Origin of the sequence: Nocardia sp. XZ_19_369 (assembly GCF_015355715.1) — a bacterium.
Lineage (GTDB): Bacteria > Actinomycetota > Actinomycetes > Mycobacteriales > Mycobacteriaceae > Nocardia.
On record NZ_JACVED010000002.1, the window covers coordinates 665,464 to 680,368 of the forward strand.

Sequence of the window (14,905 nt, forward strand, 5' to 3'; positions counted from 1 at the left end):
GGTTACGGTTGAGCTGAAACAGTGTCCAAATCAGGGAGATCCGGTTGATAGCCGACCATACGTCTGGATTTGCCATCGATGACGTAACCGTTGGTCCGTTCGCACACGGGTTCGGGACCACCGGCGACGGCAGGCCGTACGCGTTTCGCACGGTCCGGTCCACGTTGACGCTGGAGATCTACCGGGCCGACGTCGTCAGCGCGGTGCCCGGCCCGGAGGACGTGGTCGCGGTCGCCGAGGCCCGGGTCACCGACATCGACCTCGACGACGAACGCAGTGTCGTCGCGCTGGTCCGCGACATGATCCCCGACGCGGTGCCCGTGGACGCGGTCCCGGACCGCGAAGTGACCACCGTGCGCGCGTTGCTGGGACGCATCAGTTCCGTAATTGATGGTATGTAGATGGTGATGCCATACACATATCTCGCCCGCACCGCGCTGACCGCGACCGGCCTCCTCCTGGTGGCCGCCGCCGCGGCATGCAGCACCGGACCGGACGAGGCGGCCGTCGACGCGGCGCGTTCGTCGGCCAACGCGTCGCTGTCCGCGTCCATCACCACCTCCTCCATCGCCGCGCACCCGCCGCTGCCGACGGCCACTCAGCTGGACGCGCAGATCAAACGCGCGCTGGATCCGGGGCTGCCGGACAGCGAACGCACCGACCTCATCGAGGACGGTGACGCGTTCAAGACGGCGATCCCCGATATGTACAAGGCGCTGCAGGACAACCCGCGGGCCGTCTACGGCGTCACCGATCCGGTGTTCGACAACCACGACGGCACGCTCACCGCGACGATGCGCCTGGACAAGGACGGCAGCGGGACCGCGGTGCGCACCACCGTCGTGCATTTCGTGCTGCTCGACGGCAAGTGGAAGATCTCGCGGACCGACCTGTGCGGGATTCTGCGTTCCGCGGACTACCGCACGCCGGCCTGCGGCTGACTGTGTCGGATTTGCGGACTCCGCGTACTCGCGGCTCGCAGGACGATTCGATGCTGCACTCCGGGCTGCTGGGCTGGGGTCGGTTCGTTTATCGCCACCGGTTTCTCGTGCTCGGCGTGTTCGCGCTGGCGGTGCTGGCGTCCGGCTGGTTCGGTCGCGATCTCACGGACCGGTTGACGCAGGAGGGCTGGTTCGACGAGTCGAGCGAGTCGGTGGCGGCCTCCAAGATCGCCGACGCGACGTTCGGGCGCGACACCGACAGTGATCTCATCCTGCTGTACACCGCGCCGGCCGGGACCACCGTCGACGATCCGGCTGTGCGGTCCGCGGTGACCGGTGCGCTGAGCGGCTTGCTGACGCGGTTTCCCGACAACATCCTGAAGATCGACAGCTATTGGGACAGCCCGTTCGCCGCCAACGCCACCGATGCCACGCGCACGCACGCGTTCGCGAGCGTCGGGCTGCGGGGTGAGGGCACGGCCACCGTCGAGAACTACACCGCGATCAAGGACCACCTGGGTGCGGGGGAGGAAGGCGGCGGTCCCGGCGGCACCACCGTGCAGCTGGCCGGTTTGCAGCCGGTGCTGGCGGGCCTGAACACCGGTATGCAGAACGACATTCACCGGGCGGAGATCATTGCGCTGCCGTTGGTGGCGATTCTGCTGTACTTCGTGTTCGGCGGGGTGATCGGCGCGTTGCTGCCGGTGTTGATCGGCGGCATGACGATCATGGGCACGGCGGGCATCATGCGGACGCTCACCGGGGTCATCGATGTGAACGTATTCGCCAGCACCGTCATGACTTTGGTGAGTCTCGGGTTGGCGATCGATTACGGGTTGTTCACCGTCACGCGGTTCCGCGAGGAACTTGCCGCCGGACGCAGCGTGGAAGACGCCACCGCGCGCACCGTCGCGACGGCGGGGCGCACCGTGTTGTTCTCGGCGGCGATCATCGCGGTGAGTCTCGGTGCGCTGTTCATCTTTCCGAACGGCGTGCTGCGTTCGGTGCCCTACGGCGGTATCAGCTCGGTGCTGCTGGCCGCGCTGCTCTCGGTGACCGCGCTGCCCGCGGCGCTGAGCATCGCGGGTCAGCGGATCGATCTGCTCGGCTGGAAACGGTTCTCCCGCAGCAAGACCGAGGCGCAGATCGACGCGGGATTCTTCTCGCGGCTCGCGCAGTGGGCGATGCGGCGGCCGTGGGCGGTGGCGGTGCCGATCGTGCTCGCGCTGCTTGCGCTGAGTATTCCGTTCCGCAACATCGAGTTCGGTGGGATCAGTGAGAAATATCTCGGGGCGGATAATCCGGCCAGGGTGGCGCAGGAGCGGTTCGATGAGCTGTTCCCGAGTTTTCGTACTGAACCGCTGAAACTCGTTGTGCTGGGGGCTGATTCGCAGCAGCTGAGCGATATTCGGTTCGAGGCGAGTCGGATCCCCGGGCTCACCGGGCGGTTCGAGCCGTCGGTGGCCACCAAAGACGGCATCAATGTGCTGCAGGCCGGGTTGGCGGACAAGCAGGATTCCGATCGGGTGATCTCGGCGTTGCGGGCGATTCCGGAACCGCCCGGCGTGGACGTCATGGTGGCGGGGGTGCCCGCGTTGGAACGCGACAGTATCAACGGGCTGTTGGAGGGCTTGCCGCTGCTGGTGGCGATTCTGGCGGTGGCGGCGCTGACACTGATGTATGTGGCGTTTCGGTCGATTGTGTTGGCGGTCAAGGCCGTTGCGATGAGTGCGCTGAGTCTCGTGTCGACGTTGGGGGTGCTCACCTGGGTGTTCGTCGAGGGGCACGGGGCGGAGTTCTTCCACTTCACGCCGGGGCCGTTGATGTTCGCGGTGCTCGCGTTGATCGTGACCGTGGTGTTCGGGTTGTCCACCGACTACGAGGTTTTCCTGCTGTCCCGGGTGGCGGAGGCAAGAGCCGGTGGTGCCGAACCGGCCGAGGCGATTCGCTATGGCATTGCCCACACCGGCGGGGTGATCACCTCCGCCGCAGCCATTCTCATCGTCGTCACCGGTGCGTTCGGGTTCTCCGATCTGGTGCTGATGAAGTACATCGCCTACGGGATGATCGCCGCCCTGATCTTGGACGCCACGGTCATCCGGATGTTGCTGACTCCCGCGGTGTTGAAGCTGATTTGGCGCTGAGGATTATGTCCAGGCTCAAGGGTGCCAATCTGGTCGCGATGTTCCTGCTGGAGCTGGGAGTTGTTGCCGCAGCGGCAGTGTGGGGCTTCACCATGCCTGGCAGCGTGCTGGTTCGCGTAGTGACCGGACTCATGGCCCCCACCCTGTTCATCCTCATGTGGGCGCTGTTCGGCGCAGGTGCGAACCCCTGCTTCCCGCTCACCGGCCGGTGGCGCCTTGCCCTCGAACTGATCTGGTTCGGGGGTGGTGCGCTGGCCTGGGCGAGCGCGACAGCCCCGCTGGTCGGGGTGATCTTCTTCGCGCTCTGGGCAATCAACGCTGGGTTGCGAGTTCGCTTGCAGGGCAGCCTGATACCCGGCGGCTGAGGTATTCCTGACTGCCCAGCCCGGTGCCCGACCCAGCAACGAACCTGAGCGTCGAGTGGCACATGGGGGCGGATGCCGAGTAGACCTGTCACCATGTCCCGCTCGATGCTTGGGCTTGTTGCGTGTGGGGCATGGGGACGGTGAAAGTCGAGTAGGCCCGGCACGATGTCCCGCTCGACGTTCGGGGTGGGTCGTGTGGGACTTGGGGGCGGCAACGCCGAGTAGACCGGCTGGCCATGTCCCGCACGACGCTGGGGTGGGGTGCGTGTGGGATTTGGGGGTGGCGAACGTCGAGTGGGTCGGCCACTACGTCCCGCTCGACGCTCGGCTTGGGCCCGAGTGGGACATGGGGCCGACGAACGTCGAGTGGGCCCGCCGCTATGTCCCGTTCGGCGCTCGGGTCGAGTGCGTGTGGGACTTGGGGGCGGCGAATGTCGCGTGGGTCGGTCATGATGTCCCGCTCGACGTCGGCATTGGGTGGGAGTGGGACAGGGTGGTGAACGTCGAATAGGCCCGCCCTATGTCCCGCTCAGCGCTCGGGTTGGGGACGAGCGGGACATGGGGGCGGCGAACGTCGAGTGGGCCCGCCGTGGTGTTCCGTTCGACGCTCGGGTCGGTTTCGAGTGGGACATGGTTGAGGCGTTTCGTGCCGCGTGTGGGGACCGTGCGCTGGTGCATCTGCCGGAAGACCGGCAGGTAAATCGCTGCGACTGATCGCAGTTCGATCCGCTACCCTCCCGCCATGCAGAGTGGGGGACGCGTCAGGCCGAGCCTGCGGACATCGAGCCGATCGCGGAGTTGCGTGCCGTGGCCTACGGCCGGATCTCGAGCGCCTCGGCCGCTACGACGATCACCGGGTGCGGCAGCGGCTGCGCGACGGGTTCGCCCCGGAGCACACTCTGGTGGCGAATATCGGAGTGGACCCCGCCACCGTGCGCCACTCGACGTGGAGATGGTTTGTGATCAGCAGGCCCGCGGCGCCGGGCGTGCGACGGCCGGCTTGGGACGGCTGGGCGGTAACGGCTGCTTCGGCGCGGCCGGGCTGGCGTGGCTGGGCTGGGCGGGTGAGGCTGGCGTGGCCGACGGGTGAGTGGTCGACCGTACGGGTGGCGCAGAGGAGTCAGCGGCGGACAGGGAGGACCAGTTGGGCGCCGGTGACGGGGTGGTTGAGGACCTCGACGGGGTGTTGGTAGACGCGGGTCAATAGGTCGGTGGTGAGGACCTTGCGGGGTGGGCCGTCGGCGGCGATGCGGCCGGACTCGAGGACTGCGACGCGGTCGGCGTAGGCGGCGGCGATGCCGAGGTCGTGCAGGACGACTACGACGGCGGTGCCGGTTTGGGCGCGGCTGGTGGCCAGGTGGAGGACGGCTTCCTGGTGGCCGAGGTCGAGGGCGGCGGTGGGTTCGTCGAGGAGCAGGGTGCCGGTGTCCTGGGCGAGGACGCGGGCCAGGGCGACGCGGGCGCGTTCACCGCCGGAGAGGGTCGGAAAGGACCGGGCGGCAAGGTGTTCCACGTCGGCGGCGGCCATGGCGGCGGAGATGCGCTCGTCGTCGAGTTCGCGTCGTTCGGTGCGCAGCCACGGTGCGCGGCCCATCGCGACGACCTCCCGCGCGGTGAACGGGAAACCGACGGTATGGGTTTGGGGGAGTACCGCCCGCCGACGCGCCATGTCCAACGGTGACCAGTGCGTCAGCGCGTGCCCCTCGAGCTCGACCGTCCCCTCGCTCGGCGTCAACTCTCCGGCCAGCACGGCAAGCAGCGTCGACTTGCCCGCCCCGTTGGGCCCCACCAGCGCGACCACCTCACCCGCGACAACATCGAAGTCCACCGCTTCGAGCACCCGCCGCTGCGCACTCTTGTCCCCCCGCCGATCAACACTCACCCCCCGCGCCCGCAATGTCACCGCCCCCTGCTCCGGCACAGCAGGCAACTCATGCGTCCGCGCGAACACTTGCCGAACCCCACTCACGCGCCACCTCCAAACCGCCGGGACGCCACACTCATTCGTATCGAGGCGCACCGCGCGACCATCGCGCACACGACCACGCGCATCATGCCCACCCACCGGCGCGAGCCCGCGTGCGACGCAACAACCAGAAGAAGAACGGCCCACCGATGAGCGAGGTGAGCATCCCGAGCGGGAGGTCGGCGTTGCGGACCAGAGACCTGGCGGCAACGTCGGCGGCGAGTAGGACGACGGCTCCGAGAATGGCGCTCAACGGGATCAGCACGCGGTGGGCGGGGCCGACGAGCATGCGGACCAGGTGCGGGACGATGAGGCCGACGAACAGCACGATGCCGGTGAACGCCACGCCCGCGGTGGCGAGGATGGCGACGACCAGAATGACGTTGCGGCGCAAGCGTTCCACGTCGACGCCGAGGTGGCGGGCGGCGGGTTCGCCGAGCGCGAGCAGGTCCAGCCGTGGCGCGATGAGAACGGCGGCGGTGACGCCGACGGCGGTGAGGATCGAGACGACGGTGACCGAATCCCAGGTTGCCCCGTTGAGAGATCCCAACTGCCAGAACACGATCTGGTCGCGCGCGGCGGGCGTGGCGACGAACAGCAAGAACGCGATCAACCCACCCGCGAAGGCGTTGATCGCGACACCGGTGAGCACCAGGGTGACCACCTCGGTGCGCCCGTTGGACCGTGCGAGCAGATACACCAGCAGCGTGGTGGCCAGCCCCGCGACGAACGCGGCCGCGGCCACCGACCACGCCGCGACGAACGCGCCCCCGACCACGATCATGGTGCCCGCGCCGACCGCAGCACCGGCCGACACCCCGATAACACCGGGCTCGGCAAGCGGATTGGCGAACACACCCTGCAACAACCCGCCCGCGGTGGCCAGCGCCGCACCGACCAGCATGGCCATCAGCACCCGGGGGAACCGCACCTCCCACAGCGTCACCTCACCGGCAGGATGCGCGGGCATCGGCCCCCAGTCCAACCCGATCCGGTGAAACACGCTGCCCGCAACCTCGGCGGGCGTGGTCGGAACCTGCCCGATCGCGGCCGAAGCCAGCGCGAGCACGATCAGTCCGACGATCGCGACGGCGAATACCAACGTCGTACGCGAACGTCCGCGCGACTTCGGTGCAGAGGGTGTCACCTGCGGTTCGGTCTCGGTGGTGGCCGTTCCGGTCATGCCGGCCGAGCGCCGTAAACGGCCTCGCTGAGGGCGGCGATCACCCGGCCGGTGTTGGGGCCGAAGCTCAGCACGACCGAGTCGGACATGTCCACGACGCGCTTGTTGCGCCCGGCGGGGGTTTGCGCGATGCCGGGCACCTTCTGCAAACCATCAACGCCGCCAACGGATTTCAACCCGTCCGACATCACCAGCAGCAGGTCGGGCGCCGCGGCGATCATCGCCTCGCTGGTGATCGTGACGAACGGTTCGGCCAGTGCGCCGCCCGCATCCTTGGCACCGAGCGCGGCGATGAGCGAGTCCGCTCCGGAACCGGGCCCGGCGAGCATGGTGATGGCGGTGCTGCGCAGGTAGAGGAACGCGATGGACAGTGGCGGATCCTGCTTGGGCACCGCGGCGGTGGCGGCGGCGATCTCGTCGCGGGTGCGCTGGCCGAGCGCCTTGCCGCGGTCGGGCACGCCGAGCGCGGCGGCGACGGCATCGATCTGCGGGACCACACCGTCCATGGTGCGCTCGGGATCGAAGAATACGACGGTGACGCCAGCCGCACGCAACTGCTCGCGCAGCGGCGGCGTGACCGAGACGGTGTCGGTCAGGAAGATCGAAGGACGTTGCGCCAGTAGACCTTCCATGTTGAGCGAGCCGTTGCCGCCCGCCACGTTGGGTACGTCGTGGATGGCGGGGAAGGCGACGGTGCTGCGCCCGATCAGCTTGGATCCCATGCCGAGCGCGTAGACGATCTGCGAGAGAGTGCCGTAGCGATCGACGGCCACGATGCGACTGCTGTCGGTGACGGTGACATCGGCGCCGTCGAACGAGCGCACGGTGACCGGCAGCGTCGGCGTCGGTTCCGGCCCGATCGGGACCGGGTCGAGGCTGCTCAGCGTCGCGGTGGCCGGACCGCGCTGTCCGGTGCTCGTCGCGGCGCTGTCGTTGCCACACGCGGCCGAGGCCGCGATCAGGGTCAGCGCGAGCACGGCGAGCACGCAGCGCGACCAGCCGGTTCGGACACCGGCGGTCCACTGCGTTCGGACGGACGGATTTCCGGACGTCACACTCATGAAGGTAAGCCTAAGACGTGCCGCGCGGCGGTACGCATCGGGTCGGCGCCGATCACCCGCGGGATCAGCGCGATATCTGCAATGCAGGTGCCGAGTCCCTCACTCCGTGCGCGCACTGACATCGTCCAGTGCGGCCGCGATGGCCCGCGGCAGTTCGAGGGTCTCGGCGGCGAGCACACCGGTGAGCTGCCCGATATCGCGGGCACCGACGATCATGCTCGCGACGCCGGGCCGGTCCCGGATCCAGGCCAGCGCGGCGGCCAACGGTGAAGTACCTAAACCATCCGCGGCGGTGACCAAGGCATCGACCACCCGGGTCGCCCGCTCGTCCAGACTGCTGCGGATATCGGCCGCGGTCGCCTCGTCCGCGCCGCGCGAATCCGCCGGAACCCCGTCGCGATACTTGCCGGTGAGAATGCCACCGGCGAGCGGCGCCGAGGCCACCAGGCCGACTCCGTGGTGCAGTGCGGCGGGCACGAAATCGGGTTCCGCCTCGCGGGCCAGCAGCGAGTACGGGGTCTGCGCGACGCTGATCGGGGCGATGGCGGCCAAACTCGCGAGCTGCCAGGCATTGAACCCGCGCACGCCTGCATAGCGGACCTTGCCGGTCCGCACCGCCTGGTCGAGGGTGGCCGCGACCTCGTCCAGCGGGGTCCGTGGATCCCACACCGCCACGTTCCAGATATCGAGATGGTCGGTGCCGAATTCGAGCAGCGTCCGGTCGAGCTGGCGCAGCAGCGCGCGACGGGAGGTATCGATGGTGGTCCGGGTGGTCGCGTCCGGCACGGCCGGTCCCGCGGGGGCGGGCGTGACGCGCGGTGCGATACCCGCGCAGCCGCTGAGCACGAGATCGTCGCGAGAGACGAGATCGCCGAGCAACTCGGCCAGGATCCGTTGCGCGCCGCCACCGGCGTACGCGGGGGAGGTGTCGACCAGCGTGCCGCCCGCTTCGACAAATGCCACCAACTGCACCGATGCCTCGTCGGCATCCGTATGCGAACCCCAGGTATGGGTCGCAAGCCCTATCCGGGACACCCGTAGGCCGCTGCGGCCGACCGTCCGCTGTTCCATCACCGTGTCCGCGCAATCGTCACGGCGCCAAGCCTAGAGCGTGCGTGCGCGTCCGGGCGCCTACCCGCACAGTGGCTCGCGCGTCGCGGGACCGGCGAACCAGCCACCGCGGGGCAGGCGAACCAGCCACCGCGCGCCGGCGAACCACCCTGCGGGAACGCCGGATACCGACCTGGCTGCCGAATTCGTTTCCGGCCGGCAGCGTCGAGGTTGGCCGGCGAGCAGTGTCGACGATGGCTGGGTGGCAGGTCAGAGATGCCTGTGAACCCGCTGCGCGAGGGCGGTGCGGGCATGCCGCCGCGTCCGCGACACTGTACTGTCGCTGCGGGATTGCGCCGGTGCTCACTCGCGTGCGACCCATCTGATGACCAATTGCCCAGGCGGAACAGTTCTTTCGGGCAAGAACACATGGAGGCGGCATGAGACACCAGGAGAGTGTGTGACGGGCGAATCGATGACCTGGGTGCAGGCGCTCGTGCTCGGCCTGGTGCAGGGATTGACGGAGTTCTTGCCGATCTCGTCGTCGGCGCATCTGCGGATCGTGTCCGGGGTGTTCTTCGGCGACGACGCGGGCGCCTCGTTCACCGCTGTCACCCAGCTCGGCACCGAAGCCGCCGTGCTGGTGTATTTCGCCAAGGACATCTGGCGGATCCTGCAGGCGTGGTTCAGCACGGTGCTGCGCAAGCTCACGGTGCGGGAAACGGTGCCGATCACCGACCAGGTGACGACCCGACTTCCGGTCGTGACGGCGGGGCAGGCCGACCGCTACTTCGATGACGAGCGGCAGCGCGAGCTGGACTACCGGATCGGCTGGTATGTGATCATCGCCACCATCCCGATCGGTGTGCTCGGCTTCCTGTTCAAGGACGTGATCCGTACCGCGGCGCGCAACCTGTGGCTGATCTCGTTCATGCTCATCGCGTTCGCGCTGGTGATCGCGGCGGCCGAGTATTACGGGCGCAAGGCGCGTCCGCTGGAGAAGCTCACCACTCGCGACGGGCTGGTGATGGGTTTCGCGCAGTGCCTCGCGTTGATTCCCGGTGTGTCGCGGTCGGGTGCCACGTCGTCGGCCGGTCTGTTCCTCGGGCTGACTCGTGAAGCGTCCGTGCGGTTTTCGTTCCTTTTGGCGATTCCCGCGGTCACTGCCTCGGGGCTGTTCAGCATTCCGGATGCGTTCAAACCCGCTGGTGAGGGGCTCAATGCGAGTGGAGCGCAGCTGATCGTGGCGACGTTGCTCGCGTTCGTGGTCGGGTATGCGTCGGTGGCCTGGTTGCTGAAGTTCGTCGCCAAGCATTCGCTGGACTGGTTCGTGGGCTATCGAATCGTGCTGGGTCTGACCGTCATGGGTCTGCTGGCCACAGGTGTCGTGTCGGCCACGTGATCACCTCTGGTGGAGTCGGCGACACGGCTCGGTTGACCCCTATGGGACTGACGGCACCCGGTGGCTCGTCGGCGACATGACTAGGCTGACCGTATGACGGTGATTCTGCTCCGCCACGGAGTCTCCACGTCGAACACCGCCCGCACGCTGGCCGGTCGCAGCACCGGTGTCGAGCTCACCGAGCACGGCGAGGAGCAAGCCAGGGCCGTCGCCGACCGGCTCGCCGGGCTGCCGATCGAACGCATTGTGCACTCTCCGCTGTTGCGCTGTCAGCGAACGGTGGCGCCGCTCGCGGAGAAATTCGGGCTGGAACCGGTGTTCGACGATCGGCTGATCGAGGTCGATTACGGCGAATGGACCGGGCGTCCGATCGCCGAACTGCTCGCCGAACCGCTGTGGAAAGTGGTGCAGCGGCACGCGTCCGGGGCGGTGTTTCCGGGTGGTGAGGGACTGGCGCAGGTGCAGAGCCGCGCGGTCGCCGCGCTGCGCGAGCACGATCGGGCGCTGGCCGAGCAGCACGGGCAGGACACGCTCTGGGTGGCCTGCACCCACGGTGACGTCATCAAATCGGTACTTGCCGACGCATTGGGTATTCACTTGGACGGGTTCCAGCGCATCGTGGTGGAACCCGCGTCGATCAGTGTTGTCCGCTATACCGCCACCGCGCCCTACGTGTGGCGGCTCAACGACACCGGTACCGATTTGTCCGCGCTGTCGAATCAGCAACGCCCCGTTCCGGATTCCCGTTCCGACAAGCCCGACGCCGAGGTCGATACCTCCGGTCCCGTTCCCGGCGGCGAGCTAGGCGGTACCGGGAGTGCGGATAATGGGAATGCGGAGCGCTGAGATTCCTTGTACACGGATAGTTGGCGTTGTATCCCAGCGCCGTGGGTAGTCGATCAGGGTCACGTATCAGGAGGTGCATGTGTCACGCGCAATCCATGTATTTCGCACCCCCGATCGTTTCGTCGCCGGGACCGTCGGTGAGCCGGGCGATCGCGCGTTCTATCTGCAGGCCGTTCAGGAACCGCGGGTCGTCAGCGTGCTGCTGGAGAAGCAGCAGGTAAAGGTGCTCGCCGACCGAATGGGTCTGCTGTTGGACGAGGTGGCCCGTCGCTTCGGCGCCGAGGTGCCGCCGCAGGCCGAGGACATCGGCGATACCGCGCCGCTGGTGACGCCGGTGGACGCGGAGTTCCGGGTCGGCACCATGGGGCTCGGCTGGGATGCCGACGCGAACGCGGTGGTGGTGGAGTTGCTGGCGATCACCGAGACCGAGGTCGACGAGTCGGTGGTGCTCGACGACACCGAGGAGGGGCCGGACGCGGTGCGCGTGTTCCTCACTCCCATTCAGGCGCGGGAGTTCGCGCTGCGGTCCACCAGAGTGATCGCGGCGGGCCGCCCGCCGTGCCCGCTGTGCGGGGAGCCGCTGTCGTCGCGTGGGCACATGTGCGTGCGCACCAACGGGTACAAGCGTGGCGACATCTTCGGCGCCGCCGAGCTAGAGGAGTGATCGGTGACGCGGGCCGGGGATCGGTTCCACAGCGGCGAGCTGACGGTGATCGGGCGGATCAGCACCGCCAGTAACGTGACCGTGGTCTGCGACATCCTCGATGACGGTGAACCGCCGATTCGGGTGGTCTACAAGCCGGTGCGTGGTGAGCGACCGCTGTGGGACTTTCCCGACGGCACCCTCGCGGGCCGGGAGGTGGCGTCGTATCGGATCTCCGCCGCGCTCGGCTGGGGTGTGATTCCGGAGACGATTCTGCGCGACGGACCGTACGGGATCGGCATGGTGCAGCGGTGGGTCGACGGGGTGGACAACCACACCGAGCAGGGTGACCGGCTCGACCTGGTCGACCTGTGCTCGCCCGGTGCGGTGCCCGAAGGCTTTCGGGAGGTTTTGCGCGCGCAGGACCCCGCAGGCAACGAGGTGTCGCTGATCCACGCCGATGATCCGCGGTTGCAGCGGATGGCGGTGCTGGATGTGCTGCTGAACAACGCGGACCGCAAAGGTGGGCACGCGTTGGAGGGGATGGACGGGCAGGTGTACGGGGTCGACCACGGCATCTGCTTGCACAGTGAGCACAAACTGCGCACGGTGCTGTGGGGGTGGGCCGGACAACCGCTCAGTGACGCGCTCGTCGAGGACATCACCGCGTTCGCCAAGGAGCTGCCCGGTGCGGTCGCCGACGAGCTCGCCGGGCATATCACCGATGCGGAGATCGAGGCGCTGATCGATCGCACTCAGGAGCTCGTCGATGATCCGGTGATGCCGACACCCCGGACGTCACGGCCGATTCCGTGGCCGGCGTTCTGAAACTGGTTGGGGCCGAGTCGGTTCGGGAATGGCGGTGAGTGCGAAGGTGCACTGCGTGCTGAACGGGGTGAGTTTCGTCCCGAATCGGCGGGGATTGTCCTTGGGGTAAACGTGAATCGGTCGCGTGCTGGTGTCCCGCCGGAGTCCGAACCGGGCATCGCTCACCGGCCAGGAACCCGTAAGCCACTCGCGGTCAGCGGTCGGTCTCGAAGGCCGTTGGGGCACTGGCACATTTGATGCCGCATCGAGTGCGGACCTGCGCAGTACGCTGATCCGTTCGGGGACTCCGTGCGCCACAGTGGTCGGTAACGTGTTGCTGCCGAGCTGGATCGAGGTCGACGGGCACAAGGGGCAGTCGACGGCGGCGACGCGTCGGCCGCTCGATGGTGCACCGTGCCGAGGGCAGTCGATTCGGCACTGCGGGCAGGACTGCACGAAGTGCCGAACGGGGGCGGATCGGCGTGGAGTTCCTCGTTGCTCTCCGACAGCCGGGACGATATTGTCGGCGGTCGACTCGGTGGCGCTCGGTGCCTTATCGAGGCCGGGAGTGGATCTGCCCACAGCATCGCGAGCAGCCCGACCGACAGCAGATTCTGCGAGAGCGAAACTCTTGACATCCCATGATTTGCTGGAAAACGCAGGTCGGGAGCGGCTGGTCAGCGGCTTGCCAGGGCCGCTCGACCGGGGCGGGGAGCGATGCTCTCGACCACACCTTTACCCTCGAATCATGCAGTCCTGGTCCGATACAGCCCTACCCACCATCCCCGGAGCAGGGCCACCGTTGCGGTTGTACGACACCGCCGACCGTCAGGTGCGGCCGGTGACACCCGGTGCCACCGCCACCATGTACGTCTGCGGGATCACCCCTTATGACGCCACCCATCTCGGTCACGCCGCCACCTATCTGACCTTCGATCTGGTCAACCGGCTCTGGCGGGACGCGGGCCACGAGGTGCACTACGTGCAGAACGTGACCGACGTCGATGATCCGCTGTTCGAACGGGCCGAGCGCGACGGCATCGACTGGCGCGATCTGGGCACCCGCGAGATCGAACTGTTCCGCGAGGACATGTCGGCACTGCGCATCGTGCCGCCGCGCGAGTACGTCGGCGCCATCGAATCCGTCGACGAGGTCGTCGAATTCGTGCAGAAGCTGCTGGCCTCCGGAGCCGCCTACACCGTCGACGACGCCGAGTTCCCCGACATCTACTTCCGCGCCGACGCCACCGAGCAGTTCGGCTACGAATCCGGCTACGACCGCGCCACCATGGAGCGCCTGTTCGCCGAACGCGGTGGCGACCCGGACCGTCCCGGCAAGCGCGACACCATCGACGCGCTGCTCTGGCGCGCCGAGCGTCCCGGCGAGCCGTCCTGGCCCGCACCGTTCGGCGCGGGGCGCCCCGGCTGGCACATCGAGTGTTCGGCGATCGCGCTCAACCGGATCGGCGCCGAGTTCGATATCCAGGGTGGTGGCAGCGACCTCATCTACCCGCACCACGAATACTCCGCCGCGCACGCCGAGTCGCTCATCGCGGGCCGCCGCTTCGCCCGCCACTACGTGCACGCCGGTCTGATCGGACTGGACGGCGAGAAGATGTCGAAGTCCAAGGGCAACCTTGTGCTGGTCTCCACGCTGCGCCGCAGCGGGGTCGACCCGGCCGCGATCCGCCTCGGACTGCTGGCAGGGCACTACCGGCAGGATCGGATGTGGACCGACGCGGTGCTCGAGCAGGCCAAGACTCGTCTGGACCAGTGGCGTCGCGCGACCGCCCTCGCCTCGGGGCCCGCGGCTGATGACACCATCGCTCGTGTCCGTCAGCATCTGGCCGATGATCTGGATACGCCGAAAGCGCTGGACGCGCTGGACAATTGGGCTCGTCAAGCGCTGGATTACGGTGGGGCGGATGTCGATGCTCCGGCGTCGGTCAAAGCGGCTGTCGACGCGCTGCTCGGTATCAGCCTGTAGTTTTTTCGGATCAGTCACCTCGCGCATTTCCCCATAGAGTGCGGCGAGATGCGAGGTGGTCGGCGAAGTGCGGAATGGCAGTCAATTCCCCGACATGATGGCCATTCGCGGTGCCAACGTCGTGCGCCATCGGTCGTCAGCTTGGCGGCAGTGGGGTGTCGGGCGTCCAGCCGTCGGCCTCCGCCGCCACTCGCCGCGAGCTGACAGCCGGTGACAGTGTTGTCATGAAGACCGCCGCGAAGCCTGGAGTGTCGGGCTCGTCACTGATCGGGACTCGGTGGGCTTCCTGCGAGTTACGCTGATCGGCAATGAGTTTCGTGGTGCAGGCGGCTGTCGCCCTGGGCCCGGCAGTCCGCGCAGACGCTGTTGGCGTGGTCGAAGTTCTGCCACGCGGCGGATTCGGTCGAGGCCGCGCGGCTGGTCGGCGGCGTGTGCCACCAGATCGTCTTGTTCTGGTGTCAGCTCTACGGATCGGTGTGGCCGAGCTTGGTCTACGGCAGTAGCTAGTGA

Annotated in this window: 15 protein-coding genes; 11 read left to right on the top strand and 4 right to left on the bottom strand. The window is 67.8% G+C overall.

Annotated features, from left to right (window positions below; all coding sequences use genetic code 11):
- The first annotated feature begins 44 nt into the window (after positions 1-44).
- The 5 genes from IBX18_RS09030 (at position 45) to IBX18_RS09050 (ending at position 3,961) form a co-directional block, all read left to right on the top strand.
- Positions 45-401, top strand: coding sequence for a hypothetical protein (locus IBX18_RS09030; protein ID WP_194833268.1), 357 nt, complete (start codon positions 45-47; stop codon positions 399-401).
- Positions 402-941, top strand: coding sequence for a hypothetical protein (locus IBX18_RS09035; protein ID WP_107656768.1), 540 nt, complete (start codon positions 402-404; stop codon positions 939-941).
- Between the two features lie 50 nt (positions 942-991).
- Positions 992-3,085, top strand: a complete 2,094-nt coding sequence (locus IBX18_RS09040; RefSeq protein WP_194833269.1) for an MMPL family transporter — start codon at positions 992-994, stop codon at positions 3,083-3,085.
- A gap of 5 nt (positions 3,086-3,090) precedes the next feature.
- Entirely contained in the window at positions 3,091-3,450 is a 360-nt protein-coding gene (locus IBX18_RS09045) for a YrdB family protein (protein ID WP_194833270.1), read from the top strand.
- A 265-nt stretch (positions 3,451-3,715) separates the two neighbouring features.
- Positions 3,716-3,961 carry a hypothetical protein gene (locus IBX18_RS09050; protein ID WP_194833271.1) on the top strand — a complete coding sequence of 82 codons (246 nt, stop codon included), beginning with the start codon at positions 3,716-3,718 and terminating at the stop codon, positions 3,959-3,961.
- Positions 3,962-4,570: 609 nt separating this feature from the next.
- Here IBX18_RS09050 and IBX18_RS09055 read toward each other — a convergent pair.
- The 4 genes from IBX18_RS09055 to IBX18_RS09070 all read right to left on the bottom strand — a co-directional run bounded on the left by IBX18_RS09055 (position 4,571) and on the right by IBX18_RS09070 (position 8,731).
- Positions 4,571-5,419, bottom strand: a complete 849-nt coding sequence (locus IBX18_RS09055) for a heme ABC transporter ATP-binding protein (RefSeq protein WP_194833272.1) — start codon at positions 5,417-5,419, stop codon at positions 4,571-4,573.
- 82 nt (positions 5,420-5,501) lie between these two features.
- The gene (locus IBX18_RS09060; RefSeq protein ID WP_228540612.1) at positions 5,502-6,599 is read right to left on the bottom strand and encodes an iron ABC transporter permease; all 1,098 of its coding nucleotides are present in this window, start codon (positions 6,597-6,599) and stop codon (positions 5,502-5,504) included.
- Entirely contained in the window at positions 6,596-7,660 is a 1,065-nt protein-coding gene (locus IBX18_RS09065) for an ABC transporter substrate-binding protein (RefSeq protein ID WP_194833273.1), read from the bottom strand. The genes IBX18_RS09060 and IBX18_RS09065 overlap by 4 nt, the downstream gene beginning before the upstream one ends.
- Before the next feature lie 99 nt (positions 7,661-7,759).
- Positions 7,760-8,731 carry an aldo/keto reductase gene (locus IBX18_RS09070; protein WP_194833274.1) on the bottom strand — a complete coding sequence of 324 codons (972 nt, stop codon included), beginning with the start codon at positions 8,729-8,731 and terminating at the stop codon, positions 7,760-7,762.
- A 454-nt stretch (positions 8,732-9,185) separates the two neighbouring features.
- Here IBX18_RS09070 and IBX18_RS09075 point away from each other — a divergent pair, with 454 nt between their 5' ends.
- The 6 genes from IBX18_RS09075 to IBX18_RS09100 all read left to right on the top strand — a co-directional run bounded on the left by IBX18_RS09075 (position 9,186) and on the right by IBX18_RS09100 (position 14,902).
- Entirely contained in the window at positions 9,186-10,112 is a 927-nt protein-coding gene (locus IBX18_RS09075; protein WP_107656763.1) for an undecaprenyl-diphosphate phosphatase, read from the top strand.
- A 93-nt stretch (positions 10,113-10,205) separates the two neighbouring features.
- Complete coding sequence (locus IBX18_RS09080; RefSeq protein ID WP_147128071.1) at positions 10,206-10,958, top strand: histidine phosphatase family protein; 753 nt, start codon at positions 10,206-10,208, stop codon at positions 10,956-10,958.
- Positions 10,959-11,037: 79 nt separating this feature from the next.
- Positions 11,038-11,622, top strand: a complete 585-nt coding sequence (locus IBX18_RS09085; RefSeq protein ID WP_107656761.1) for a DUF3090 domain-containing protein — start codon at positions 11,038-11,040, stop codon at positions 11,620-11,622.
- 3 nt (positions 11,623-11,625) lie between these two features.
- Complete coding sequence (locus IBX18_RS09090) at positions 11,626-12,429, top strand: SCO1664 family protein (protein WP_194833275.1); 804 nt, start codon at positions 11,626-11,628, stop codon at positions 12,427-12,429.
- Positions 12,430-13,156: 727 nt separating this feature from the next.
- Positions 13,157-14,395, top strand: a complete 1,239-nt coding sequence (gene mshC / locus IBX18_RS09095) for a cysteine--1-D-myo-inosityl 2-amino-2-deoxy-alpha-D-glucopyranoside ligase (RefSeq protein ID WP_194833276.1) — start codon at positions 13,157-13,159, stop codon at positions 14,393-14,395.
- Positions 14,396-14,761: 366 nt separating this feature from the next.
- Entirely contained in the window at positions 14,762-14,902 is a 141-nt protein-coding gene (locus IBX18_RS09100) for a hypothetical protein (protein WP_194833277.1), read from the top strand.
- Positions 14,903-14,905 lie beyond the last annotated feature (3 nt).

Excerpts from the sequence above, each read along its gene's own strand:
- IBX18_RS09035 (WP_107656768.1), top strand. The coding sequence starts at position 402 with ATGGTGATGCCATACACATATCTCGCCCGCACCGCGCTGACCGCGACC.
- IBX18_RS09040 (WP_194833269.1), top strand. The coding sequence starts at position 992 with ATGCTGCACTCCGGGCTGCTGGGCTGGGGTCGGTTCGTTTATCGCCAC.
- IBX18_RS09045 (WP_194833270.1), top strand. The coding sequence starts at position 3,091 with ATGTCCAGGCTCAAGGGTGCCAATCTGGTCGCGATGTTCCTGCTGGAG.
- IBX18_RS09060 (WP_228540612.1), bottom strand. The coding sequence starts at position 6,599 with ATGACCGGAACGGCCACCACCGAGACCGAACCGCAGGTGACACCCTCT.
- IBX18_RS09065 (WP_194833273.1), bottom strand. The coding sequence starts at position 7,660 with ATGAGTGTGACGTCCGGAAATCCGTCCGTCCGAACGCAGTGGACCGCC.
- IBX18_RS09070 (WP_194833274.1), bottom strand. The coding sequence starts at position 8,731 with ATGGAACAGCGGACGGTCGGCCGCAGCGGCCTACGGGTGTCCCGGATA.
- IBX18_RS09075 (WP_107656763.1), top strand. The coding sequence starts at position 9,186 with ATGACCTGGGTGCAGGCGCTCGTGCTCGGCCTGGTGCAGGGATTGACG.
- IBX18_RS09080 (WP_147128071.1), top strand. The coding sequence starts at position 10,206 with ATGACGGTGATTCTGCTCCGCCACGGAGTCTCCACGTCGAACACCGCC.
- mshC (WP_194833276.1), top strand. The coding sequence starts at position 13,157 with ATGCAGTCCTGGTCCGATACAGCCCTACCCACCATCCCCGGAGCAGGG.